Here is a 24462-nt window from a genome sequence, read left to right on the forward strand (position 1 = left end):
GCCGTCGGGCTCCGGCGTTACGCTCAGGACGAAGGGTTCGTCACATTCAGAATCTGCGCGCTGGCCCCGACCGGGAAATTGCTCAGCGCGGCAAAATCACTTCCCTGATAGCCGAGAATCTTGCCGTCGGTGCGCATCTGCTGCAGATCGATAAGGATCACGCCCAGCGTCGGAATGATTTTCTCGCGCCAGACGAACAGCGTCAGATCGTCGGCCACCTGCACATAGTGACAGCGATCGACATCCGCCAGACCTTTCTCGACACCGTCCAGACACTGCCAGGCATAGAAGTTATCGTTGAGATAAATATGCTCGTAGCGTTCGGTCGGGCTGTAGGTGTACTGGTTACGCATCCCCACCAGCGCGCGGGTGAAGGTCGGCAGCGGCCCCGGCTCGCGGTTCAGACGGGCAAAATGGAAGTGGACTTCGACTGCCGTCAGCGGCAGACCCTGCTCGACGCGGCTGAACGCATCGAGGCGTGCGGCCTGCTCCGTCGGCAGCTGACCGTAGACCAGGGTGGCGTTATTTTGCGCCAGGTTGCACACCGCGCTGATGCTGGCGTTCTCCTTGCCGGGATCGAGAAAATCGATAAACAGCACATCGGGGCGAATGGCGGTCACGCGCCCGGAAACGGGCTGGCCGTCCCACAGCAGGGTGTGGGTATCGGCCATCGTCAACTGATGACGGGCGCCATCGGCCAAATAAAAGGTCAGGGACTTGCCGTCAGGCAAAGAGGCGACCGGCAGGACGTTGCCGTGAGGCGCAAAGCCGTCCGCGAGCGCGCCGACCTGAATAAATACGGCTTCTGAAGTCATGTGAGATCCTTGTTGTGTAAGAACGTTAAGCAAACGCCAGCGTCGGGACATCAACCGCACTGGCGCCGCCGTCGGCAACCAGCGTCGCACCGCTGATAATCGACGCATGCGGGGAACAGAGGAACTGGCAGGCGAGCGCAATCTCCTGCGCGCTGGCCGGGCGGCGCAGCGGGACGTCGCGACACACCTGCTGATAGGCCTGCTCAAGGCTGATACCCTGCGCGTCCATCAGCGGCTGCATCTCCTCATCGGCCATCGGCGTGGTCACCCAGCCGGGGCAAATGGCGTTGGCGCGTACCCCTTGTGGGCCATAGTCCCGCGCGACCGAACGCATCAGGCCAATCACTGCATGCTTGGCGGTGACGTAACCGCAGGCCTGCGGCCCGGCGGCGAGGGAGGCGATTGAGGCGACAAACAGCACGTTGCCGCGCCGGGCAATCAGCGATGGCAGGCAGGCGCGGACGCTGGCAAACGCGCTGTTGAGATTGCTTTCCAGCGCCGCACGCCACTGCCGGTCGCTGGTCTCCACGACGGCGCTGTTGCCCATGCCGCCCGCGCTACAGATTAAAACGTCGATATGGCCCGCGCGTTCGAGAATCGTCGGCAGCAGATGAGCCTGCCACTCATCGCCGTTGGCGGCATCGCCAGCCAGCGCCACGGCGCCGGTCTCTTCCGCCAGCGCTTGCAAAGGAGTGAGACGGCGACCGGTAATGAACACCGTCTCGCCCGCCGCCGCCATCAGTCGTGCACAGGCGGCGCCAATCCCGGTGCCGCCGCCGGTAATCACTACCACTCTACTCATTGTTTCTCTCCCGGAACGCCTGCTTTGTACCTTAGAAAGGGGATGCGCTCCCGGCTATCGCCCGAAAGAACGAGCGCCGGATGAATCAATCGTGCTGCGGCGCCGGTATCGCCTGCGGCGCGGCAACGGGTTTCATGGTCTGCGGATCCACCGCGAGGTAGCGGCCGGTTTTCGCGTCGATGCCGACATAGTCGATGGCTTTGCCATCGGCGTGAACCACCATGGTGCGTCCGGCAAACGCCGCGTAATCCTGACTCATGGTCTGCACCCGCTGTGGATATTGCGTGGCGAGATCATGGGTTTCCAGCGGGTCCTGCTTAAGATTGAACAGTCCCCACGGCGCGTCCCCCGCCTGCGGGAAGGTTTTTACCAGCCGCCGCAGCTTCCAGTCGCCGTCAATCCAGGCCGCCTGGTTATGCAGCTCGACGCCGTAGCGGGAGCGCGGCGGCTGTAAGGTTTCGCCGGTCAGATAGCGTTTAAAGCTGACGCCGACCATCGGCAGGACCGGTTTTTTCGCCAGCGCTTTGGTGGCATCGATACCGGCGAACTCATAGAGGGTGGGCGCGACGTCATACACCGCCATGGTGGTGGCGTCGATTTTGCCGCTATGGACAATTCCGGGCCCGGCAATCATAAAGTCGGTATTGATGCCGCCCTGGCCGCTGGTGGTTTTATGGTAGCGCGCGTACGGGGCGTTGCTGACGTTCGCCCAGTGCGGGCCGTAGGAGACGAACGAACCTTTGCGGCCAATATTCTCGTAGCGATTGTCGAACTGCTGCCAGAACGTGGGTTCGGATTCGTAGTAAAAGCCTTCTGCCGGGTTGGCGCCGTTATCGGTTAAAAAGATCAGCAGGGTATTTTTATCACGCCCGGTTTGCTTCAACGTTTCCATCACCGTACCGATCTGCGCATCCATGTTGGCGATCATCGCGGCGTATACCTGCATCACTTTCGCGGTGTATTTTTGCTGCTCCGGCGTCAACGCCGCCCACTCTTTATCGAGATCCAACCCAGGGAGCGGCGTGTCGTCATGGAGGATCCCTGACGCCTTCAGGCGGGCAATTCGCTGGCGATAAACCTCGCCATAACCTTGCTCGTACTGACCTTTAAAACGGGCAATCCATTCATCCGGCGCCTGCAGCGGGTCGTGGGGGGCGGTAAAGGCCAGCCAGGCAAAAACCGGCTGTTGCGGCGGTGTTTCTTTGATCCACTGGTTCATCTGGGCGGCGTAGGCCTCGCTGGAGTAAAAGTCGGCGGGGAGCGAAACCCGCTGGCCGTCGCGGATGTAGTAGGTGTGGAAGGCTTCGACGGTACCCAGCGGTATCGCATCGTCAAAATGGCTGGTGCCGCCGCCCATAAAGGCGAACGAGTGGCGAAAGCCGCGATCCTTTGGCGTGGCCCCGGGCACAAAGCCGAGGTGCCATTTCCCGGTCATCAGCGTGTTATAGCCGGCATCTTTAAATCGTTCGGCCATAGTGGTGACGCGATCGGTGAGGCGCAGTTCATACCCCTCTTTGCCAAGGGTACTGTCATACCACCACATTCCGCCCATGCCGGCCTGCTGGTTAGTATTCCCGGTCAACAGCATCGAACGGGCAGGGGCTGACATCGGCGACGTGTAGTACTGGCTCATGCGCACGCCCTGCTCGGCCATCGCCTGCAGGTTAGGCGTCGGGATTTCGCCGCCGAAGGGGCTGATATCGGAATACCCCATATCGTCGGCGATAATCACGATGATGTTGGGGCGCTCGGTTTGCGCGCTGTGCGCTGCGCCGGAGAGGATCATGCTCAGCGCGGCGGCCACTGTTTTTTTATTCACTACCGGGTCTCCTGTTCAGGCTCGGGGATGCATCGCGCCCGAAGATGAAGGCGGCGCGACCATGGAAAAATATCGGTTAGCGCGTCGCCCGGCTGTCGATAAAGCGGGCGCGCCAGGCGCGCAGCCCCTTCAGATCGCGGGAGTAGGGGCGCAGCGGAGCAAGAATTTCGCTAAAAAAATGGAAGTAGCCAGCGCACAGCCGGTTGTAGCCCGCGTCGTTAAGATGGGCCGGACAGCCGCCCTGGCAGACGATTTTTACCGCGCACTGCTGGCACTCCCGGCGTCGGCTTTTTTCGCGGCCGAAGGGCAGACGGGTCGCGCTATCCACCGCCTGAGCCAGCGGACGGTCGTCGAGCTGGCCGAGATGATGCCGGTCGTTAATCAGGTGATCGCAGGCGTAGAGCCGGCCGTCGGGCTCCATCACCAGGTTGCTGCCGCAGCGGGCGGCATGGACGCAGGTGGCGCTGGTGTGGGTAAAATATTGCCCCCACGCCTGCTCAATATTCATCACAAAAACCCGCCCGATATCGCCGCGTTTACGCCACTGGCGCCAGATAGCGACCATAAAGCGCCCCCAGTTATCGGCGCTGAGCCGATAGCCCTGCGCCAGGGCATCGCCCTCGCTCATCAGCGGCTGAAACTGCAGGTAGCGGGCGCCAAGGCTCACGACGTGGTCGTAAACAGAAGCGGCGTGCCGGGTCATCTCGTCGTGGACCACCACCAGTAAATTAAATTCCACCTGATGCCGGTGCAGCAGGGCGATGCCGCGCAGCGCCGCCGGGTAGCTGGCCTGGCCGCGTTTATCCGGACGGTGGTGGTTTTGCAGCGTTTCACTGCCTTCCAGACTGACGCCGACCGTGAAATGATGTTCACGGAACAGGCGGCACCACGCATCGTTGATGAGCGTGGCGTTGGTTTGCAGGCTGTTGCTGATGGTGACGCCCGCGGGGGCATAGCGCTGCTGCAGCGCCAGCGCCTTCTGATAAAAGCGCAGTCCGGCCAGCAGCGGTTCGCCGCCTTGCCAGACGAAATTAATCTCCCGGGCGCCGGCGGGCTGGGCGGCAATATAGCGGCGGATAAACGACTCCAGCGTCGCATCGTCCATTTTCCGCACCGGGGTCTCGCCCTGCGGGTAATAACAGTAGCGGCAGGCGAGGTTGCAGGCCGGGCCAATGGGTTTGATCAAAAGATGAAAGGGCACCGTTGCCCGGGGCTCCATAGCCAGCGGAATTTGCTGCTGGCGTAATGCGGCGATATTCAGCATCGTTTTGATCCTGTCCGGTGAGGTTATTTTATTGGCCATTCTGGCGCGAGGCCGTACTCGGTCCCCGGTTATTTCTTTCTGCCTGCGGCCCTGTTTGGGCAGCAGAAAAACCTGCGCTTCCCTGCAAAGTTAAGCGCCTGATGAAAATGACCTGAGTGATATTTATCAGGTATAGAGGAGTCGTTTAAAAAGACACTCGTTCTAAAGGACGAGATTGGCGCTGAAAAGCGTGAGAATGTGAACCGTGCGACGCCCGCGAATAAAGTTAATAACTTTTGTTTATGTTTTAATGTTATGTCGATAACCCAACGATATGTGGAATAATAATACCTTAAATAACAATGCATTAAATAAATTTTTGCAACCAATATCACATTGTTAATATGTTAATGATTGTGTTACTTAAATGTGAAATGTATGCTTCCTGTATCGTTGGTCATCCGCGTTTCACGCACTTTCACCTCGACGGGAGGGGATCATGTCTGCTTTATTAAAAGCCAGTCGTAATGATGCGATAATTGCCCGTTGTTTACAGACTATTTCACAGTTAATTCCACTGTCGTCGGCGGTGTTTTATCGGGTTAATCATCGTTTAAAACCAGAACACTATATTTTGCATAATATTTCTGCGAATACGCACCAGCAATATCTGGAGTGTTTTCAGCCGTTAGATCCGCTGCTGCCGTCCCGCTTTAGCCATCAGGCGATTACCATGGCGGCGATGACGCCAGGCGTCTGTGACCGTAACCGTCATTACTATCATGAGTTTATGTTGCCGAATAATGTTCGCGACATGACGGAGGTCTTTATTCGCCGCGACCGACGGATTATTGCCGGCATCTCCTTAATGCGCGACGTCGCTTTCTCCAGCGAAGAGCGTCTGCGCGCCTAGGCGGTGCTGCCGCTGGTGGAGCTGGCAATCCACGATTGTCTCCGGGAAGAGGATGACCTGCCGGCGATGCTGACGGCGAAAGAGCGTGAAATTGTGGGCATGGTCCGTGAAGGGGCCAGTAATAAGCTAATTGCCCGTCAGCTGGATATTTCTCTCTCCACGGTGAAAACCCACTTACGCAATATTTTTGCCAAGACCGAAGTGGTCAATCGTACCGAGCTCGTTTCCCGAACCTGGATGCCATCCGCTCAGCGCACGCTGCATCTGTAATCTGACTCATCGCATCCCGCGCGCGCCGCCGACCGCGGCGTTTTCCTGATGCCTGACGGTATCACTCCCTGGACTGCTGCCCGGGGGGAGACTTTTTTGACTGGAGCATGCACCACGATGTCGAGTATGCCTGTTGCTGAAAAGCCTTTATCCCAGCCGTCAGGGCTGGTTTTTACCGCCCGCCTGCTGGCGGCCATCGTCATTTTCGCTGCCGTTGCGCCGGGGATTCTGATGACCGCGCCAGCGGTCGCGGCGCAGCTGGCCAGCGAATGGCAGCTGACGCCGGCGGAGATTGGCTATCTTTTCTCCGCTGAACTCGGCGCCATGAGCCTGGCGACGCTGCCGGCATGGTGGTGGATGAGTCGTCTGAACTGGCGCCGCGTGGCCCTGTGCGCCTGCGCGGTATTTCTCGTCGCCAATCTTGTTTCGGCGGCGGTCAGTCAGTACGAAACGCTGCTGATCGCCCGCTTCATCGCCTCGCTGGCGGGGGGCACCCTGATGATTCTGTGTATCAGCTGTGCGGCCGGGACGGCCAATCCTTCCCGGGTGTATGCCTTCTGGGTACTGGGACAGCTGCTGCTGGGAATGGTGGGACTGCTGGTGTTACCCGCGCTGTTTGCCAGCTTTGGCCTGAAGGTGGTGTACCTGATCCTCGCCGCTATCATGCTCTGCTGCCTGCCGCTGGTCCCGGCTTTTCCCCAACGTTTTCAGCCGATGTCCGCCTCCCGCCTGCGGCCGTCGGTCGCCCCGCTGCGTAAGCTATTAGCCGTGCTGGCGGTGCTGACGTTTTATATCAGCCTCAGCGCGGTGTGGACCTTTATCGGCACCATCGGCAGCGCGGCGGGATTGACCGCCGCGCAAATTGGTATGGTGCTGGCGGCCGCGACGGTATTCGGCATTATCGGCGCGGGCGGGGCGGCTTTGCGCGGCACGCGGCGTCCGGACCGGATAGCGGTCTGGCTGGGCTACGGTCTGCTGATCCTCAGCATAGTGCTGCTGGTCAGCCATCCGCTGCTAGTGCGCTTCGCGCTGGCCGCGCTGCTGTTCAAATTCACCTGGACCTTTGTTCTGCCTTTTATTCTCGCGCGCGTTGCCGGGCTGGATAACAACGGTCGCCTGATGAACAGCATCAATCTGGTGATTGGCGGCGGAATGGCGGCCGGTCCGGCGCTGGCCGGGGCGCTGTTACAACGTTTTTCCAGCGCCGATGCGCTGCTTGCGGCGGCAGGCGGCTGCGCGCTGATCTCAGCAGGATTAATTCTGGCGGCATCGTCCGCCGGAAAGAGTGAGCCAACGGGAGGATAGAGTGAAAAGAAAAACCGGTTTCTTCTTTGATGAACGTTGTTTCTGGCACAGTACCGGCCTGCATGCGGTGACGCTACCGGTCGGTGGCTGGGTACAGCCTCCGGCAGGGGGGGGCCATGCGGAATCGCCGGAAACCAAACGTCGGATGAAAAACCTGATGGATGTCGCGGGGCTGACTTCGCAGCTTCAGCTACGCGGCGGCGCGGCCGCCAGCGAGGAGGATCTGCGCCGCATTCACCCGGCCCATTATCTGGAGCGCTTTAAGGCGATCAGCGATAGCGGCGGCGGTCTGCTGGGCAAAGAGGCGCCGCTGGGACCGGGCAGCTATGAAATCGCCTGCCTTTCTGCCGGACTGGCCTGTGCCGCGGTAGAGGCGGTGCTGAGCGGCGAGCTGGATAATGCCTACTCTCTGTCGCGGCCGCCGGGTCACCACTGCCTGCCGGATCAATCGATGGGCTTCTGTTTTCTTGCCAACATTCCCATTGCCGTGGAGCGGGCGAAGGCGCGGTTCGGGCTGGGTAAAGTGGCGATCCTCGACTGGGATGTGCACCACGGTAACGGTACGCAACATATCTATCTGCATCGTGACGATGTGCTGACTATCTCGCTGCACCAGGACGGCTGTTTTCCGCCAGGCTATGCCGGAGAGGAAGATCGCGGCACCGGCGCCGGCGAAGGTTACAACATCAATGTTCCGCTGATGGCCGGCGCGGGGGACGACGGCTGGCGCTATGCGCTGGAAACGATCGTTCTGCCGGCGCTGGCGCGCTTTGAACCGGAGCTGATTATCGTCGCCTGCGGTTACGATGCCAACGCGATGGATCCGCTGGCGCGAATGCTGCTCCACAGCGATAGTTTCCGCGCCATGACCGAACGGGTGCAGGAGGCCGCCGATCGCCTGTGCGGCGGTAAGCTGGTGCTGGTTCATGAAGGGGGCTATGCCGAATCCTATGTACCGTTCTGCGGGCTGGCGGTGATGGAGGCGTTGAGCGGCGTGAAAACCGAGGTTGAGGATCCGCTGCTGGCGTTTATTCAGCAACAGCAACCGCGTGAAGCCTTTACCCGCTTTCAGCGCCAGGCGATTGATGAACTGGCGCTCCGGTTTGGGCTGAAGTAATGTCCGTTCGCTTCTCCGCTATGAAGGCGGAGAAGCGCTCTCCTGTGCGGTGCTCTTTTTCACTGTCTCTTTGATGTCACTTCTCTGTCGCCGTCTGCGCCATCCACTGACCGATCGCCTGATGCAGCATATTCATAACGCTCAACAGCAGCATCCGCTGGTGTTTTTCGAGGCGCAGATAGCGGCGCAGCGGCGGCATTTTGCAGACCACTTCGCTGGCGGCCCACGGCTCAATGCAGCAGCGCCAGCGCTGGTTATCGATGGTTAAGGAGAAGCGGCGGTAGTCCAGTTCGCTCAATGTCTGCTGTAAACGCGGAAAACGGTTGAGGTAATGAGCGAGGTCGGCGGCCGGTTTTGCCGCCCGAAAGGTCACCGGCTGGCGTTTAAGCCAGCCGGATTGATGGGCGCGAATTCTCCCCTGAGCGGGCCGGGTGACCGGCCCCTCGACGACAAATTCGCAGCTGTGAATGCTGGCCATAAACAGCCGTTTCTGGCGAACGCTGAAGGTGACATCGGTGGTGGCGTTCAGGTGCAGCACCGCGCTGCGCTCGCTGAGCTTTTCGCTATCCCAGCCGGCCAGATCGCGCTGCACCGCATTCATCAGCGGCGTACTAAATGAGGGGACGGAGGGCATCTGGCGTCATCTCCCCTTGGTTCTGTTTCTCATAGTTGCCAATCGCGCGTTCCACCACCTCTTCAACCGGCACCGGACGGAACGGGTTGACCCGCTGGACGCACACCGTCCAGAAAAGGGCATAGGCGGCGGTCAGGCCGAGCATGATGCCGAATGGCACCAGCACTTCGCGGCTGTCCATCCCCGGCGGGGTGATATTGATGATGGCGATAATAATCCCGACGCTGGAGATAATCTGCGGCAGCGGGAACCATGGCGAGCGGTAGGCGCGGGGCAGATCCGGACGACGAATACGCAGCAGTACCACCGAGAGGGTCACCAGCAGATAGGCGACGCCCCAGGCGCAGACGGCGGCGAGGATCAGCGGCACGATACGATCGATATTGCCGTTCAGATACCAGGCGTGCAGGCAGGGAATCGCCACGCCAATGGCAATGGCGATAACCGGCGTCTTGAAGCGAGGGTGCAGCCAGGTCAGGAAGCGCGGGAGCGCGCCATCCAGCGCCATGCCGTAGATAATCCGCGGTACGGCGGCCATCAGAGTATTAATGGTTGCGCAGCCCGCCAGCAGCAGGCCGACGCCCAGCCAGTACTGTCCCGCGTGACCCATCACCCGTTCAGCGAAGGCCGGAATAGCCATCGGCGTATCCAGCAGATGGACGTTGTTGGCCGCGTCCAGCATCACGTTCTCGACCTGACGGTTAATGGCCGCGCCATAGATAAACATGCAGCTTGCGACGCCCAGCAGGCCGAGCGCCATCGCGCGAGGAATGGTCCGGTGCGCTTGTTTAATTTCCGGGGCCATGGGGGTCACCAGTTCACAGCCGACGAACATAAACATCGCCATGCCGATATAGCCGAACAGACCTGAAAGATCGCTGACATTCAGCGGCGTGCCGAACCAGCCGGAGAGATGGGTCACCGGCGCCATAAAAATCCCGCACAGGCCGAAGATGGTCAGCGTGCTCCACATCCCGAAGGTCAGTACGACTTCGACCTTTCCGAAGATCTCGACGCCAATGGCGTTCAGCAGGCCGAACACCACCACCATCCCGACGCCGACCATCCAGGTATTCTGGTGGGCGGCCATCTGGCTGCTGATGGACTCAAAGTTCACCAGCGCCATCACCCCGGCCAGGATGGTTTCCGCGGTGCCGGCAAAAATATGCACGATCAGATAGGCGCACAGCGCGCCGGTAATGGCGAAAAAGCGCCCCATCCCGCAGGCGATATAGTCATATACCGAGCCGGTAGTGGGGATCAGCGTCGCCGCTTCGGCAAAGGTGGTGACCTGTGCCTGCATCATGATAAACGCCAGCAGTACCGCCAGCGCGAAGGTATCGCCGCCCATGCCAAAACCGCTGGTCACGGTCAGGATCACCGGGCTGGCCATAATCAGTCCGACGGAGCTGGCGAGGGTAGTTGGAAAGCCGACGACGCCGCGTTCGAGATGGCCGGCGAGTCTTTTACTGAACATAGTCAACCTCTGCACAAGATAGGTAAGGGCAGGGAGTGGCTGGAAGTGAATAGCCATTCCGGATAGTCATAATTTAGGTTGGCATCCGGCTCAATGAATATCGTCCTGAAGGTGGAGAACGGCGGTTGAATCTGTGACCAGGTGCATGAATACAATCCCCGCCGCCGGGCACCGGGGATTGTCTGCGTGGGTTAGCGGCTTTCGACGTTCGCCAGGTAGTGTTTGACGAAGCGTGGGGTGAGGATTTTCCACTCCACTTCGGTGCCCTGCTTGACGAACCAACTGTCGCCCGGCGCGAAGCGCTGCGGCTCGCCGCCCGACACGGTCAGCTCAACTTCGCCTTCCAGCACGGTGGCGTGTTCGGTAAACGGGTAGGTCATGGTGAAACTCCCCTGCGTGGATGAAAACAGACCGCAGGTAAAGGCGTCCTGCGGTTCGCCGTAAACCATAGCCCCCGCCACCTGCGGATCGCCTTCGGTCGGCGTTGCCCCCAGCAGGCTGACGCTGCCGATAGGCTGCAGTTCAGGAACCGGTTGATCGAGTTTAAATGCTTGCATGATGTTCTCCTGGTTAACTCCGGCCTTTCCAGTAACCGGCGGTTTGATGCATGAGTTTTCCGGCGCTGACCAGCAGCAGACGCAGGCTGTCACGACCGTGGATTGTTGCGTGAGGAATACTGCTCATCAGGCGGTAACGATCTGAGCCGCCGTTAATTCCTTCGGCGAGAATTTTGCACACGATATGCGAGGGGGTGACGCCAAACCCGGAATAACCCTGAACGTAGAAAACGTTATTGTGGTCGCGCAGAGTACCGATTTGCGGGAACAGGTTCGCGCTACAGGCCATCGGGCCGCCCCAGGCGAAGTCGATTTTGACATCCTTAAGATAGGGGAACACTTCCGCCAGCAGCGTACGATTCCAGGCGGCAAAATCGTTCGGCGTATATTCAAGGTAGCGCGTGGCGCTGCCGAACAGCAGGCGGTTTTCCCGCGTAATACGGTAGTAGTTGATGACCGGGCGAATATCGCTGAAGGCGCCGCGCAGCGGGCTGATGCGTTCGATCAGCTCATCGGAAAGGGGTTCCGTTGAGACCTGATAAGAGTAGGTGACCAGCGTCTTGTTATAGATCTCCGGCTCCAGATTATTGAGGAAGCTGTCGCAGGCCCACAGCAGTTTAGCCGCCTTCACGCTGCCCATCGCCGTGCGAACCCGCACCTCTTTGCCATAATTCACCTCAACGACCGGAGAGGATTCGAAAATTTTCACCCCTAATGAATGCGCCGCTTTTGCCGAGCCCAGCAGCATATTCAGGGAGTGGATCTGTCCGCCGCCCATATGCTTGAGCGCGCCGCAGTAGACGTCGGAGCCGACAATTTGCTGCACATCGCTGCCGGTATAGAGCGCGATATCCTCATCCGGAGTGGCGGCCTTAAACTCTTTTTCCCACTGGCGCAGGGTCTTCAACTGACGCTGGTTATAGGCCAGATAACCGTAGCCCGGAACAAAGTCGGCATCGATATTGTATTTCTTAATCCGTTCGCGAATGATGCCTGCGCCAAGGTTCGAGATTTTAAACAGCGTCTCCAGCCCCTCTTTGCCCACGTGTTTTTTCACCGCTTCGATATCGTGACCAATGCCGGCCATGACCTGGCCGCCGTTGCGACCGGTGCCGCCGTAGCCTAAATGACGGGCTTCGAGTACGACCACGTTGGTGATGCCCTGTTCGGCCAGTTCCAGCGCAGTGTTGATACCGGAAAAGCCGCCGCCGATGATCACCACGTCGGCGGCAATATCATCCTGCAGCGCCGGAAAATGCAGCTGATATTTTTTGGTGGCGCCGTAGTAGTTCAGCGCATCGATTTTGATATTCATAGCGTTACCCTGTCTGTCTCGCCTGGCTAAGACCCCCATCACAGCACGGCGGCGGGGCGCTGAATATCGTCCGAAAGAATGACGTTCTTTAGAACGATAGGCAGCCTGTTTCCGGCGTGATGTGATGAGGAACATTTCCTGAAAAAACGGATGCCACCGATGAGCGACGTGACCTTACTTGCTGAAGTAGCAGCTTTTTTACGCCAACCGCACGGGCAGTTTATTGCCGGAGAGGCTGTGCCCGGCAACGGACCGACGCTGGCGGTGATAAACCCCGCCACTGGCAAAGCGATTGCCGGGGTGACGGCGGCGGATGTCGGGCAGGCGGATTTGGCGATGGCCAGCGCCAGCCAGGCGTTTGATGGCTGGCGCGCGATGCCGACACTGCAGCGCGGCACGCTGCTGCTCAGGCTGGCCGATCTTCTGGCCAGCCACCGTGAGGAGCTGGCGCAGCTGGAGAGCCTGTGCTCCGGGAAAACCATCGGCCTGGCGCGAATGCTTGAGCTGGATCAGTCGGTGGCGTTCCTGCGCTACTTTGCCGGCTGGGCGGGCAAGGTCACCGGCGAAACGCTGGATGTCTCGCTCCCGTCGATGGCGGGAGAGCAGTACACGGCCTTTACCCGTCGTCAGCCGGTTGGCGTGGTGGTCGGGATCGTGCCGTGGAACTTTTCGATAATGATCGCCATCTGGAAGCTGGCGGCGGCGCTGGTGTGCGGCTGTACCATCGTGATTAAGCCGAGCGAGTATACGCCGCTGACGCTGCTGCGGGTTGCTGAGCTGGCGAAAGAGGCGGGGATCCCGGACGGGGTGATTAACGTGGTGAACGGCGCGGGCGGTGAAATCGCCCAGCGCCTGATTGCCCACCCGGCCTGCGCGAAGGTCAGCTTCACCGGTTCGGTGGCGACCGGCGAGAAAGTCCAGCAGGCGGCGACCGGCGCCGGAAAACGCGTCACCCTCGAACTGGGGGGCAAAAACGCCGCGCTGTTTCTCGACGATCTCACCCCCGAGGCGATGACGGACGGCATTATTGAAGCGGGCTATCTGAATCAGGGGCAAATTTGCGCCGCCGCCGAGCGTTTTTATCTGCCGCAGGGCAAGCTGGATGCGGTGCTGGAAATACTGAAGCAGCGCCTGTCTGCGCTGCGCCCCGGCTCACCGCTGGATGAGCAGACGCTGATGGGGCCGCTGGCCAATCGGGCGCAGTTTGAGAAAGTGCTGCAGCTGATTGAGAAAGCGCGGGAAGAGGGCGACACCATTGTCTGCGGCGGCGAAGCGCTGCCCGGCGACGGCTATTTTGTCTTACCGACGGCGGTGAAGGTCCGGAGCGAAAACAGCACGCTGATGCAGGAAGAGACCTTCGGTCCGGTATGCAGTTTTATTGGCTACCAAAGCGAAGAGGAGGCGCTGTCCCGCATTAACGCTTCGCCGTTTGGCCTGGCCGCCAGCGTCTGGTCGGAGAATATCCGCAAGGCGCTGCGCTATTCCGACGCGATTAACGCCGGAATTGTCTGGGTGAATATGCACACATTCCTCGACCCGGCGGTGCCGTTTGGCGGCATGAAAGGGTCGGGGATTGGCCGCGAGTTCGGCAGCGCCTTTATCGATGATTACACCGAACTAAAATCGGTGATGGTGCGCTATTAATCTGCCGTCACCGGCCGCTATTGTTCTGCGATGAGCGTATATCGGGCCGTGCGATTGGCAGGCGGCGGCCCGCTTCTTCCCCTTACCCCGCACGGTCAGCGCGCGGGGTCTGTTGTTCTCTCCCCCCGCTCGTGAGAGACGCTCCCCCACATAAGAATGCCTTGTTTTCAGCAGATTATCGCTTTTGCGCGGGTAGGTCGTGATTAGACTTGCACGCTATAAGATAATGAGTATAGTTCTCATTCTTCTTTTTGTTTGCGGGCTAAGAATGGACTAACCTGCGCCAGTGAGTCGCTCACAAGGAAACAGCGAAGGCGTAGGGTGGGGTTCAGACTTGCTATGCCGGAACAACATAATATCGGCGCAGAGCTACCACCGGTTTATTGATTTTGTTAAGGATTTCAATGATGAAATACACCATTCCGGTATTAGCTCTGGTCATTTCTGCCGTCTTAAGCGGCTGCGCCACCCCCCCTTCCACGAGGGTAACCCCGCCGGTCGCCGAGAAAAACGCCGTTACCGTCATACAGCCGCTCAAACGTGAACTGGCTGAGGGGCTGTACGAAATGGCGCTCAGCCCGCAGGGCGATGCGTTGTACGTGGCCAGCGCCGAAGGGTTTAAAGATGTGCAGGGCGGCGCTGTCTACAGGCTTGACCCGAAAACGCTGAAAACCATCGGCCTGAGCCATACCGACCTGAAAAACTTTGCCGTACAGATGACGCCGGACGGCAAAACGCTGTTCGTTACTCATTCGCTGGACGGCGGCATCAGCGCCATCGACACCGCGACCGGGAAGGTCAAAAAACGCCTGCTGTTTAGCGAGCGTAATGAGAAAGGGATGCCCTACGGCGCGCGCCAGATCCTGCTGCTGGACAATACCCTGTACGTCGGCGCCGTCGCCGACCCGGCGCAAATCTGGGTCGTTGACGCGACCACGCTGAAGCTGAAAACGCGGATTAAAAATACCGGCAAGTGGATGACTGGCCTGCACTATTCCACGCAAACCGGCCGCCTGTACGCCGCCAACGGCAGCGGCGAGATCCTGGTGATTAATCCGCGCAGCAACCGGATTGAACAACGCTGGAAACCGCTGGGCGACAAACCGGCTCTGCTGCTGAACATCGCCGAAGACAGCGAGACCGGGCGCCTGTTTGTGACCGATAACTCGAAGGCGAAAACCACCCTGGTGCTGGATATTCACAGCGGCAAAGTGATTAAGCAGCTGGAGGTGGGTGACTCTTTGGCGGTGCTGTTCAACCCGAAACGCAATGAAATTTATATCTCCCAGCGTGAATCCGGCAAGGTTATCAGCCTCGATGGCACCACTTATGCGCTGAAAAAACAGTGGGATATCCCTGCGAATCCAAACAGCCTGCTGCTCGATGCCGAGGGGCAGACGCTGTTTGTGACCGTTAAACAACCGTTCAACAAAGATCACTCCACCAAAGGTCCGGACAGCGTTGTCCGCATCGACCTGAACGCGCAATAAAAAATTCTGGCCCGGCAGCGGGCCATTTGTTTCATTTATCTTCATCACGGACTCATTATGCACATCACGTCTTCCCCATTCCCGCTGCGCAAAACGCTGCTGGCGTTAACCATTGGCACCATTACCCATAGCGCTGCGGCAGCAGACAACACCGCGGATAGCCCCAAAAACGAAGAGGTTATGCTCGTTCAGGCGACCGAAGGCAGCGATTTTAAAGCCGGCGGCGACCTGGTGGTACCGGCCTTCCTTGACGGACAAATTGCCCACGGCGGCCGTATTGGTATGCTTGGCGAACAAAAAGCGATGGACGTGCCGTTTAACGTTATCGGCTATACCTCGAAACTGATTCAGGATCAGCAGGCGCAAACTATCGCCGACGTGGTCAGTAATGACGCCGGCGTTCAGGCGGTGCAGGGCTACGGTAACTTTGCCGAAACCTATCGCATTCGCGGGTTTAAGCTGGATGGCGATGATATGACCATGGGCGGTCTGGCGGGCGTGGTGCCGCGTCAGGTGATGGATACCCAGATGCTGGAGCGCGTTGAAGTCTTCAAAGGGGCTAACGGTCTGCTCAATGGCGTCGCCAGCAGCGGCGTCGGCGGGATGATCAACCTCGAACCGAAACGTGCGGATGATATACCGACCACCCGCGTTGGCGTGGACTATACCGCCGATTCTCAGGTCGGCGGCAGCCTCGACCTTGGTCGTCGCTTTGGCGAGGATAATCAGTTTGGCGCCCGGGTGAACCTGGTTCACCGCGAAGGTGAGGGGGCGGTTGATAATGACAAGCGCCGCACGACGCTGGCGTCGCTGGGGCTGGATTATCGCGGCGACCGTTTCCGCTCCTCTCTTGATTTCGGCTATCAGAAAAAGACGTTCCATGGCGGAACGATGGGAATCAATATCAGCGGCATCGATTTTGTTCCTGCGCTGCCGGGTAACAGCAAAAACTACAGCCAGAAGTGGGGCTATAGCGATATCGAAAGCGAATTCGGTATGGCCAAAGCCGAGTATGACCTGACCAACAGCTGGACGCTGTACAGCGCCCTCGGCGGCCAGCACTCGCATGAAACCGGCACCTACAGCGCGCCGAAGCTGGTTGACGAGAACGGCGATGCGACCGTCGGGCGTCTGGATACCAACCGCATCATCGACTCGATCAGCGGAATGGGCGGTGTGCGGGGTAATTTCAACACCGGTGTTATCTCTCATCAGGTCAACGTCGGCTATGCCGCCCAGGTCAGAACCGATGCCACCGCGTGGCGTATGTCGGCGAAAAACCCGACCACCAATATCTATGACAACCATGATGTGGCGATGCCGAATAACGCTTATTTTGGCGGCAACTACTTCGACCCGCTCACCACCTCACGCAGCCGTACCCAGGGCTGGCTGCTGAGCGACACGCTAGGTTTCTTTGATAACAGCCTTCTGCTTACCGCCGCCGCGCGTCATCAGAAAGTGGTGGTGCGTAACTACAGTAATCAAACCGGTCTGGAAGATACCTCTTCCCGCTATACCCAGAGCCGCTGGACGCCGACGGTCGGCCTGGTCTACAAGCCGTGGGAGACGCTGTCGCTGTATGCCAACCACACCGAGGCGCTGCAGCCGGGGAGCGTGGCGCCGAATACCGCGACAAATGCCGGGCAGAGTACCGGGATCGCTCATTCGAAACAGGATGAGGTGGGGGTGAAAATTGATTATGGCACCCTGGGGGGGTCGCTGGCGCTGTTTGAAATTAAAAAGCCTAACGCCATCTCCGATGCTAACGGCTACTACGGTCTGGATGGCGAGCAGCGTAACCGCGGTGCCGAACTGAACGTCTTCGGCGAGCCGACGCTGGGCCTGCGCCTGAACGGCAGCGTGCAGTGGCTGGATCCGAAGCAAACCAAAACGGCGCAGGGTATCAACGAGGGTAAAGATGCCATCGGCGTTTCTCGCTTCTACGCGGTGTTAGGTGCGGAGTATGATATCAAGCCGGTTGACGGGCTGACGGCCACCGCGCGGGTGAACCACACCGGTTCACAGTATGCCGACGCGGCGAACAGCAAAAAGCTCGACAGCTATACGACCCTCGATTTGGGCGTACGCTACCGTCTGGCGCTGAATCAGAATCAAAACCAGATGGTCCTGCGTGCCGGGGTGGATAACGTGACCAATGAGAACTACTGGTCAGGTATTGATGATACCGGCACCTATCTGTTCCAGGGGCAGCCTCGTACCGTTAAGGTATCGATGAGCTACGATTTCTGATGGTAAAATCCGGGGCGGGCCAACGCCGCTCGCCCCTTCTGTTTATCCCTTTTTCGCCGCCCGTCGCCATCCATTGCCGCGCAATCAACGCATCTGCAGCTTGAAGTCGGGCGAGCAGAAGTGTTAAAAGGTGCCCCTTCATAAAAACTCACAGGGGAAAGACGTGAAAGACGCGTCAACGCAGTCAGATGCCACAGCGGAGAGCGGCCCGACGCTTCATCGCGGTTTACAGAACCGACATATTCAGCTCATTGCCCTCGGCGGCGCTATCGGTACCGGTCTGTTTCTCGGTATCGGACCGGCGATTCAGATGGCCGGCCCGGCGGTCCTGATCGGCTATGCCGTCGCCGGGATCGTCGCTTTTCTGATCATGCGCCAGCTTGGCGAAATGGTGGTCGAAGAGCCCGTCTCCGGCTCCTTTGCCCACTTCGCATATAAATACTGGGGTCCGTTTGCCGGTTTTCTCTCCGGCTGGAACTACTGGGTGATGTTTGTGCTGGTGGGGATGGCTGAGCTCACCGCCGCCGGTATCTATATGCAGTACTGGCTTCCGGATGTGCCGACCTGGGTCTGGGCGGCGGCCTTCTTTGTCATCATCAATGCCGTTAACCTCGTTAACGTTCGCCTGTATGGCGAGGCGGAGTTCTGGTTTGCCTTAATTAAAGTGCTGGCGATTATCGGCATGATTGGCTTTGGCCTGTGGATGCTGTTTGGCGGCCACGGCGGCAGCAAAGCCGGATTTGATAACCTGTGGCGCCACGGTGGTTTCTTCGCCACCGGCTGGCATGGCCTGGTGATGTCCCTGGCGGTGATTATGTTCTCTTTCGGCGGTCTGGAGCTGATTGGTATTACCGCCGCCGAAGCGCAAAATCCGCAAAAGAGCATTCCGAAAGCGGTCAACCAGGTGGTGTACCGTATTCTGCTGTTTTATATCGGTTCGCTGGTGGTGCTGCTGGCGCTCTATCCGTGGGTGGAAATTAAGTCCGACAGCAGTCCGTTTGTGATGATTTTTCATAATCTTGACAGTAATGTCGTAGCCTCTGCGCTGAATTTCGTCATTCTGGTGGCATCGCTGTCGGTCTACAACAGCGGCGTTTACTCCAACAGCCGCATGCTGTTCGGTCTGTCGGTCCAGGGCAATGCGCCGAAGTTTCTGGCCCGCGTCAGCAAACGCGGCGTGCCGGTCAATTCGCTGATCCTCTCCGGGGTCATTACCTCGCTGGTGGTGCTGCTGAACTATCTGCTGCCGCAGAAAGCGCTGGGTCTGCTGATGGCGCTGGTGGTGGCAACGCTGCTGCTGAACTGGATAATGATCTGCATGGCGCACCTCAAGTTCCGCGCGGCCCAGCGTCGAAAAGGGCGGGAGCCGAAGTTCAAAGCGCTGCTGGCGCCGGGCGGCAACTACCTCTGTATTGCCTTCCTCGCGCTGATTCTGGTGCTGATGTGCACCATCGACGGCATGCGCCTGTCGGCCATTCTGCTGCCGGTATGGATCCTGTTCCTGTTTATGGTCTTTAAGCTGCTGCGCCGTCCGGCGTAATGCCTCCTTGCCCCGGCGTTCGCCGGGGCGATCTGCCTATTATTGTGATCGTCTTCGCGCTTAGCGTATTTTGCGCAGGATCTTCTTTTTGTAATCGATTACTTTCCATCTGGTGACGTTTTGTAATCGATTACTTTTTGAGGGCGGACAAAATGGTATCAACGACGGAAGGGCGTGAAAGCGTTGGCGTACAGCACCGGTTTCTGGTGCCGCGCCTGGCGTTAATGATGTTTATGCAGTTCTTTATCTGGGGAAGCTGGTCGGTGACCCTGGGGCTGGTGATGACGCGCTACGATATGGCGCTGCTGATTGGCGATGCGTTCTCTGCCGGGCCTATCGCCTCGATTTTATCGCCGTTTGTGCTGGGGATGCTGGTCGATCGCTTCTTTGCTTCGCAGAAAGTGATGGCGGTGATGCATCTGGCGGGGGCCGCGATCCTGTGGTTCGTTCCCCAGGCGCTGGTCGCGCACAATGGCGCGCTGCTTATCGGCCTGCTGTTTGGCTATACGCTGTGCTATATGCCGACGCTGGCGCTGACCAACAATATTGCTTTCCACAGCCTGAATAATGTCGATAAAACCTTCCCGGTGGTCCGCGTCTTTGGCACCATCGGCTGGATTATTGCCGGGATTTGTATTGGCGTGAGCGGAATTTCCGATACCACGGCTATCTTTAATCTGGCGGCGCTGTGTTCGGTCTTACTGGCCCTCTACAGCCTGACTTTGCCACATACGCCGGCAGCGGCGAAAGGCATTCCGCTGAAGTTTCGCGACCTGCTCTGCGCCGATGCGTTTGCGCTGCTCAAGACGCGCCATTTCTTTATTTTCTCACTCTGCGCCACGCTGATCTCGATTCCGCTGGGTACCTACTATGCTTACACCGCCTCCTATCTGGCGGATGCCGGCGTGGCGGATGTCAGCACCGCGATGTCATTTGGGCAGATGTCGGAAATCGCGTTTATGCTGGTGATCCCGCTGCTGTTTCGCCGCCTCGGGGTCAAGTACATGCTGCTGGTCGGGATGGCGGCGTGGTTTGTGCGCTATGCCTTCTTTGCCCTTGGGGTGAGTGAAGAGGGGCGCTTCCTGCTCTATCTCGGCATCCTGCTGCACGGCGTGTGCTACGACTTCTTTTTTGTTGTCGGCTTTATCTATACCGACCGCGTGGCGGGGGAGAAGGTCAAAGGTCAGGCGCAAAGCATGATCGTCATGTTCACCTACGGCATCGGGATGCTGCTGGGATCGCAAATTTCCGGCGCGCTGTATAACCAGCTGGTGGCCGGGCAGAGCGTGCCGCAGGCGTGGGTCACCTTCTGGTGGATCCCGGCGGTGGCCGCGGCGGTTATTGCGCTGATTTTCCTTTTCTCTTTCCAGTACCGTGAGAAAGAACAGCATTAACTATCAGGAGGGGGTATGAAAACGATGAAGGGACCGGGGATTTTTCTGGCACAGTTTATCGGCGCCCAGGCGCCGTTTAACACCCTGGACGGGATCGCCGCCTGGGCCGCCGGACTGGGCTATCAGGCGCTACAGATCCCGTGTAATCATCCGGCTATTTTTGATGTTGAACGGGCGGCGACGAGCCAGACCTACTGCGATGACATTCGCGGGCGGCTGGCGGAACATGGCCTGACCATCAGCGAGCTCTCAACCCATCTGGAAGGGCAACTGGTGGCGGTTCATCCGGCCTATGACCAAGCGTTCGACGCCTTTGCTCCCGCCGCGCTGCGCGGAAATCCGCAGGCGCGCCAGCAGTGGGCGGTGGAAAAAGTGCGCCAGGCGGCGGTGGCATCGGCGCGCTTAGGCCTGCAGGCCCATGCGACATTTTCCGGATCGCTGGCGTGGCCGCTGTTTTACCCCTGGCCGCCGCATAATCCGTCACGGATTGATGAGGCGTTTGATGAACTGGCGCGGCGCTGGCGTCCGCTCCTCGATCTCTACGATGAGCAGGGGATTGACCTTTGCTATGAAATTCATCCGGGTGAGGACCTGCACGATGGCGTGACCTTTGAACGCTTTCTGCAGCGGGTAGATAACCATCCGCGCTGCAATATGCTCTACGATCCCAGCCATTTGCACCTCCAGCAGATGGACTACCTGGCGTATATCGATATCTACCATTCGCGGATCAAAGCCTTTCATGTCAAAGATGCCGAGTTTCGTCGCGACGGCCGCAGCGGGGTATACGGGGGATATCAGCCCTGGCTGCAGCGGGCGGGGCGCTTTCGCTCGCCCGGGGATGGGCAAATTGATTTCAAGAGCATTTTCAGCAAGCTGACCGAATACGACTTTGACGGCTGGGCGGTGCTGGAGTGGGAGTGCTGCCTGAAGGAGGCGGAGGCCGGCGCGCGCGAGGGCAGCGAATTTATCCGCCGCCATATTATTCCCGTCTCCGAACGGGCGTTTGATGATTTTGCCAGCGGTCGCGAGGGGCAAGCATGATTCAGGTTGGCATTATTGGGACAGGATTTATTGGTCCGGCGCATATTGAAGCGCTGCGCCGGGTCGGCGACATCGAGGTGGTGGCGCTGTGCGACAGCAATCTGGCGCAGGCGCAGCAAAAAGCGCGGCAGCTCAATGTAGCGCAGGCTTATGGTCAGGTTGAGGCGCTGCTGGCACATCCCGGCTTACAGGTGGTACATAACTGCACGCCGAACCACCTGCATGCGGAGATTAACCGCCAGGCGCTGCGCGCCGGGCTGCATCTGTTCTCGGAAAAACCGCTGTGCATGCTTCCGGATGAGGCGCGTGAACTGGTCGCGCTGGCGGAGAAGGCGGGGGTGGTGCACGGCGTAAGCTTTGTTTATCGCCAGTTCGCGATGGTCCAGCAGGCCGCCAGCATGATGCGTGCCGGGCAGGTCGGGCGGCTGTTTTCGGCGCACGGCAGCTATCTGCAGGACTGGATGGTGCAGCAAAGTGACTACAACTGGCGGGTGGAATCGGCGCTGGGCGGCGCCTCGCGGGCGGTGGCGGATATCGGCTCCCATTGGTGCGACACGGTGCAGTTTATGACCGGCAGGCGCATCACCGAGGTCATGGCGGATCTTTCTATCGTCTGGCCGACGCGCCACGCGGCCGTTTCCGGCGAGTCCACCTTCAGCCAGACGGGTGAATCTCAGCGTTTTGAGGTGCGCGAGGTGGATACGGAAGATATGGGGTCCGTGCTGTTTCGCTTTGATGACGGTAGCAAAGGCTGTTTTACCGTTTCGCAGGTCAGCGCCGGGAGAAAGAACCGCCTGGCGGTTGAAATTAACGGCAGCCGCTGTTCGCTGGCGTGGGATCAGGAACTTCCGCAGCGGCTGTGGATTGGCCAGCGCGCGCAGCCAAATCAGCTGCTCAGCGATGATCCGAGCCTGATGCAGCCGGACGTCGCCGCCAGCGCCCACTTCCCCGGCGGGCATAATGAGGGGTGGCCGGACGCTTTCAAGAATATGATGTTGAGCTTCTATCAGGCGGTACGCGCCGGGAAGATGCCGGCCGCCGACGAGCGGCGTTTCGCCTCATTTTATGAAGGGGCGGATGTGATGTATATCGTTGAGGCGATTTTGCAAAGCCATCGGCAGCAGCGCTGGGTCAGCGTCAGGCGATAGCCGGCAGGTTGTGCGCCACGTCGGTGGCGCGCAATGGCTTATTTCACGCCAAGATACCCGTCCAGATAGGCGGCGGAAAGCTCGTTGCCGAACAGCACCGCGTCCTTATTCTCCATGTCATTATTCCAGCTATCGCTGGCATTACCGGTAAAGGTGTGTTGTGACCTGGTACCCTTCGCGACCTGTTGCTTAATGGCATCGGCGTTGCGTCGGGCATCGCTTTCGCTGACGCCGGCGGTCCGGTCCTGTTTGCCGCGGTTATACATCCCGGTGAAGGTCGGCAGATTTAAGCGGTAATTTTCCTGACGATTTACGGCAAAATTACCGCCGACAAAATCAGAACGATGGGCGACAAAATAGTACGCGTGGCGCTCCGGCGATGATTTTGAGGCGGTGCAGCCGGTGAGGGCGGCGAGAGATCCGCCGAGGACAAGCAGTGCGACTTGAATCTTCATTGATGACATCATCCCTAACGTATTGATAATAAGCTTTTATAATTTTCGGCGCCCGAGCGCGGTGTTTGTTTTACCCGTAAAATCATCGCGCTTAACGCCCGGGGAAAATAGCCCTGATAATTAATAGTTTTCCATGGCGATATGCAGGGGCATCAGCGGGCTTGCGCGCGCTCCCGCTGCACACCGACGGCCCGTTTATGGTAGCCTGCGCATTATTCCCTTATCCCAGGAAGTGCCGCCTTTATGTCAATTCAGAAAATCGCCCGTCTGGCGGGTGTCTCAGTGGCAACCGTATCGCGGGTGCTGAATAACAGCGATACCGTCAAACCGAAGAACCGCGAACGCGTGCTGCAGGCGATTAAAGAGAGCAACTATCAGCCTAACCTGCTGGCCCGCCAGCTGCGGACGGCACGGAGCTACATGATTCTGGTGATGGTGTCGAATATTGCGAACCCGTTTTGTGCGGAAGTGGTGAAGGGCATCGAAGAGGAGGCGGAACAGCACGGCTACCGTATATTACTGTGTAATTCCGGGTCCGATCTGGCGCGCTCGACTTCCGGGCTGCGGCTGCTGTCGGGGAAAGTGGTCGACGGGATTATTACGATGAACGCGCTCTCCAGCCTACCGGAACTGACGATGATGATCGGCGATGCGCCGTGGGTGCAGTGCGCCGAGTATGCCGATGCCGGCAGTATCTCCTGCGTTGGCATAAACGACATCGATGCGGCGCAGGGGGCGGTGTCGCGGCTGGCGGAGAGCGGTTATCGGCGCATTGCCCTGATTAACCACGATCTGAGCTATCGCTATGCCCGCCTGCGCGAGCGCGGCTATAAAAACGTGCTCCATGTGCGTGAGCTCGCCTGGCAGCAGGTGGCCTATGCCAGCGACCTCAGCGCTGCCGCCGGTAAAGCGGCAATGGAAACGCTGCTGGCCTCCAAAGAGCGGCCGGATGCGGTATTTGCCGTCGCCGACTCGCTGGCGGCAGGCGCCCTGCGCGCGATTGCGCAGGCCGGACTGCGGGTTCCGGACGATATTGCGGTCATGGGGTTTGATGGCACGGAGCTGGCGGAGATGGTCTCGCCGCAGCTGACCACCGTGGAACAGCCGTCGCGCGACATTGGCCGCACGGCGGTGACCCTGCTGCTGAAGAAAATCGACAACCCGGATGCCACCGCCGAACGGGTGATGATGGACTGGCGCATCATTGCCCGCGCCAGTGCCTGAGTA

Annotated in this window: 19 protein-coding genes and 1 pseudogene; 11 read left to right on the top strand and 9 right to left on the bottom strand. The window is 59.1% G+C overall.

The window, feature by feature from the left end; translation table 11 throughout:
* Nucleotides 1–23: 23 nt before the first annotated feature.
* The 4 genes from MC50_RS15065 to MC50_RS15080 form a co-directional block, all read right to left on the bottom strand.
* On the bottom strand, nucleotides 24–815 hold the full coding sequence (locus MC50_RS15065; RefSeq protein WP_047664286.1) for a MoaF C-terminal domain-containing protein: 792 nt from the start codon (nucleotides 813–815) through the stop codon (nucleotides 24–26).
* 25 nt (nucleotides 816–840) lie between these two features.
* On the bottom strand, nucleotides 841–1617 hold the full coding sequence (locus tag MC50_RS15070; RefSeq protein WP_047664287.1) for an SDR family NAD(P)-dependent oxidoreductase: 777 nt from the start codon (nucleotides 1615–1617) through the stop codon (nucleotides 841–843).
* 85 nt (nucleotides 1618–1702) lie between these two features.
* Nucleotides 1703–3436, bottom strand: coding sequence for an arylsulfatase (locus tag MC50_RS15075; protein WP_102990858.1), 1734 nt, complete (start codon nucleotides 3434–3436; stop codon nucleotides 1703–1705).
* A gap of 76 nt (nucleotides 3437–3512) precedes the next feature.
* Entirely contained in the window at nucleotides 3513–4700 is a 1188-nt protein-coding gene (locus MC50_RS15080) for an anaerobic sulfatase maturase (protein WP_047664290.1), read from the bottom strand.
* A 478-nt stretch (nucleotides 4701–5178) separates the two neighbouring features.
* Between MC50_RS15080 and MC50_RS15085 the strand changes: the two are divergent.
* The 3 genes and pseudogenes from MC50_RS15085 (at nucleotide 5179) to MC50_RS15095 (ending at nucleotide 8284) form a co-directional block, all read left to right on the top strand.
* Nucleotides 5179–5862: pseudogene (locus tag MC50_RS15085) on the top strand (response regulator transcription factor).
* A gap of 117 nt (nucleotides 5863–5979) precedes the next feature.
* Nucleotides 5980–7167 carry an MFS transporter gene (locus MC50_RS15090; protein ID WP_046852989.1) on the top strand — a complete coding sequence of 396 codons (1188 nt, stop codon included), beginning with the start codon at nucleotides 5980–5982 and terminating at the stop codon, nucleotides 7165–7167.
* A gap of 1 nt (nucleotide 7168) precedes the next feature.
* Nucleotides 7169–8284 (top strand): class II histone deacetylase, encoded by a 1116-nt coding sequence (locus tag MC50_RS15095; protein ID WP_047664292.1) that lies wholly within the window; start codon nucleotides 7169–7171, stop codon nucleotides 8282–8284.
* A 76-nt stretch (nucleotides 8285–8360) separates the two neighbouring features.
* Here MC50_RS15095 and MC50_RS15100 read toward each other — a convergent pair whose 3' ends face one another.
* The 4 genes from MC50_RS15100 to MC50_RS15115 all read right to left on the bottom strand — a co-directional run bounded on the left by MC50_RS15100 (nucleotide 8361) and on the right by MC50_RS15115 (nucleotide 12267).
* Nucleotides 8361–8918 (bottom strand): DUF3156 family protein, encoded by a 558-nt coding sequence (locus tag MC50_RS15100; RefSeq protein ID WP_047664295.1) that lies wholly within the window; start codon nucleotides 8916–8918, stop codon nucleotides 8361–8363.
* The gene (locus tag MC50_RS15105; RefSeq protein ID WP_032689055.1) at nucleotides 8896–10395 is read right to left on the bottom strand and encodes an APC family permease; all 1500 of its coding nucleotides are present in this window, start codon (nucleotides 10393–10395) and stop codon (nucleotides 8896–8898) included. Before MC50_RS15105 ends, MC50_RS15100 begins: the two co-directional genes overlap by 23 nt.
* Before the next feature lie 191 nt (nucleotides 10396–10586).
* A complete protein-coding gene (locus MC50_RS15110) occupies nucleotides 10587–10952 on the bottom strand; it encodes a cupin domain-containing protein (RefSeq protein WP_032689054.1) in 366 nt (121 codons plus the stop codon).
* Between the two features lie 13 nt (nucleotides 10953–10965).
* Entirely contained in the window at nucleotides 10966–12267 is a 1302-nt protein-coding gene (locus tag MC50_RS15115) for an NAD(P)/FAD-dependent oxidoreductase (protein ID WP_032689053.1), read from the bottom strand.
* A 150-nt stretch (nucleotides 12268–12417) separates the two neighbouring features.
* Between MC50_RS15115 and MC50_RS15120 the strand changes: the two genes are divergently transcribed.
* From MC50_RS15120 to MC50_RS15150, 7 genes are all read left to right on the top strand, one after another.
* A complete protein-coding gene (locus MC50_RS15120; RefSeq protein ID WP_165457298.1) occupies nucleotides 12418–13911 on the top strand; it encodes an aldehyde dehydrogenase family protein in 1494 nt (497 codons plus the stop codon).
* Nucleotides 13912–14318: 407 nt separating this feature from the next.
* Entirely contained in the window at nucleotides 14319–15401 is a 1083-nt protein-coding gene (locus tag MC50_RS15125) for a YncE family protein (protein ID WP_032689050.1), read from the top strand.
* Between the two features lie 57 nt (nucleotides 15402–15458).
* Nucleotides 15459–17654: a TonB-dependent receptor gene (locus MC50_RS15130; protein WP_047664302.1), complete on the top strand. Its 2196-nt coding sequence runs from the start codon at nucleotides 15459–15461 to the stop codon at nucleotides 17652–17654.
* Nucleotides 17655–17817: 163 nt separating this feature from the next.
* Nucleotides 17818–19194, top strand: coding sequence for a phenylalanine transporter (gene pheP / locus MC50_RS15135; RefSeq protein WP_032689048.1), 1377 nt, complete (start codon nucleotides 17818–17820; stop codon nucleotides 19192–19194).
* Nucleotides 19195–19346: 152 nt separating this feature from the next.
* Complete coding sequence (locus MC50_RS15140) at nucleotides 19347–20588, top strand: MFS transporter (protein WP_032696461.1); 1242 nt, start codon at nucleotides 19347–19349, stop codon at nucleotides 20586–20588.
* Between the two features lie 15 nt (nucleotides 20589–20603).
* Nucleotides 20604–21632, top strand: a complete 1029-nt coding sequence (locus tag MC50_RS15145; protein ID WP_032689045.1) for a sugar phosphate isomerase/epimerase family protein — start codon at nucleotides 20604–20606, stop codon at nucleotides 21630–21632.
* On the top strand, nucleotides 21629–22780 hold the full coding sequence (locus MC50_RS15150; RefSeq protein WP_032689044.1) for a Gfo/Idh/MocA family protein: 1152 nt from the start codon (nucleotides 21629–21631) through the stop codon (nucleotides 22778–22780). The genes MC50_RS15145 and MC50_RS15150 overlap by 4 nt, the downstream gene beginning before the upstream one ends.
* A gap of 38 nt (nucleotides 22781–22818) precedes the next feature.
* Here MC50_RS15150 and MC50_RS15155 read toward each other — a convergent pair whose 3' ends face one another.
* Complete coding sequence (locus MC50_RS15155; protein ID WP_032689043.1) at nucleotides 22819–23235, bottom strand: Exc2 family lipoprotein; 417 nt, start codon at nucleotides 23233–23235, stop codon at nucleotides 22819–22821.
* Nucleotides 23236–23478: 243 nt separating this feature from the next.
* On the opposite strand from MC50_RS15155, the gene MC50_RS15160 reads away from it, so the two are divergent.
* Nucleotides 23479–24459, top strand: coding sequence for a LacI family DNA-binding transcriptional regulator (locus MC50_RS15160; protein WP_032689042.1), 981 nt, complete (start codon nucleotides 23479–23481; stop codon nucleotides 24457–24459).
* Nucleotides 24460–24462: the final 3 nt, after the last annotated feature.

The organism is Klebsiella planticola, from assembly GCF_000783935.2.
In the GTDB taxonomy this organism is placed as follows: domain Bacteria; phylum Pseudomonadota; class Gammaproteobacteria; order Enterobacterales; family Enterobacteriaceae; genus Klebsiella; species Klebsiella planticola.

Bases quoted from the DNA above. Each gene is read 5' to 3' on its own strand.
- MC50_RS15130 (WP_047664302.1), top strand. From the start codon at position 15,459: ATGCACATCACGTCTTCCCCATTCCCGCTGCGCAAAACGCTGCTGGCG.
- MC50_RS15160 (WP_032689042.1), top strand. From the start codon at position 23,479: ATGTCAATTCAGAAAATCGCCCGTCTGGCGGGTGTCTCAGTGGCAACC.
- MC50_RS15140 (WP_032696461.1), top strand. From the start codon at position 19,347: ATGGTATCAACGACGGAAGGGCGTGAAAGCGTTGGCGTACAGCACCGG.
- MC50_RS15065 (WP_047664286.1), bottom strand. From the start codon at position 815: ATGACTTCAGAAGCCGTATTTATTCAGGTCGGCGCGCTCGCGGACGGC.
- MC50_RS15100 (WP_047664295.1), bottom strand. From the start codon at position 8,918: ATGCCCTCCGTCCCCTCATTTAGTACGCCGCTGATGAATGCGGTGCAG.
- MC50_RS15080 (WP_047664290.1), bottom strand. From the start codon at position 4,700: ATGCTGAATATCGCCGCATTACGCCAGCAGCAAATTCCGCTGGCTATG.
- MC50_RS15150 (WP_032689044.1), top strand. From the start codon at position 21,629: ATGATTCAGGTTGGCATTATTGGGACAGGATTTATTGGTCCGGCGCAT.
- MC50_RS15145 (WP_032689045.1), top strand. From the start codon at position 20,604: ATGAAAACGATGAAGGGACCGGGGATTTTTCTGGCACAGTTTATCGGC.
- MC50_RS15115 (WP_032689053.1), bottom strand. From the start codon at position 12,267: ATGAATATCAAAATCGATGCGCTGAACTACTACGGCGCCACCAAAAAA.
- MC50_RS15155 (WP_032689043.1), bottom strand. From the start codon at position 23,235: ATGAAGATTCAAGTCGCACTGCTTGTCCTCGGCGGATCTCTCGCCGCC.
- MC50_RS15125 (WP_032689050.1), top strand. From the start codon at position 14,319: ATGAAATACACCATTCCGGTATTAGCTCTGGTCATTTCTGCCGTCTTA.
- MC50_RS15105 (WP_032689055.1), bottom strand. From the start codon at position 10,395: ATGTTCAGTAAAAGACTCGCCGGCCATCTCGAACGCGGCGTCGTCGGC.
- MC50_RS15120 (WP_165457298.1), top strand. From the start codon at position 12,418: ATGCCACCGATGAGCGACGTGACCTTACTTGCTGAAGTAGCAGCTTTT.
- MC50_RS15070 (WP_047664287.1), bottom strand. From the start codon at position 1,617: ATGAGTAGAGTGGTAGTGATTACCGGCGGCGGCACCGGGATTGGCGCC.
- MC50_RS15090 (WP_046852989.1), top strand. From the start codon at position 5,980: ATGTCGAGTATGCCTGTTGCTGAAAAGCCTTTATCCCAGCCGTCAGGG.
- MC50_RS15110 (WP_032689054.1), bottom strand. From the start codon at position 10,952: ATGCAAGCATTTAAACTCGATCAACCGGTTCCTGAACTGCAGCCTATC.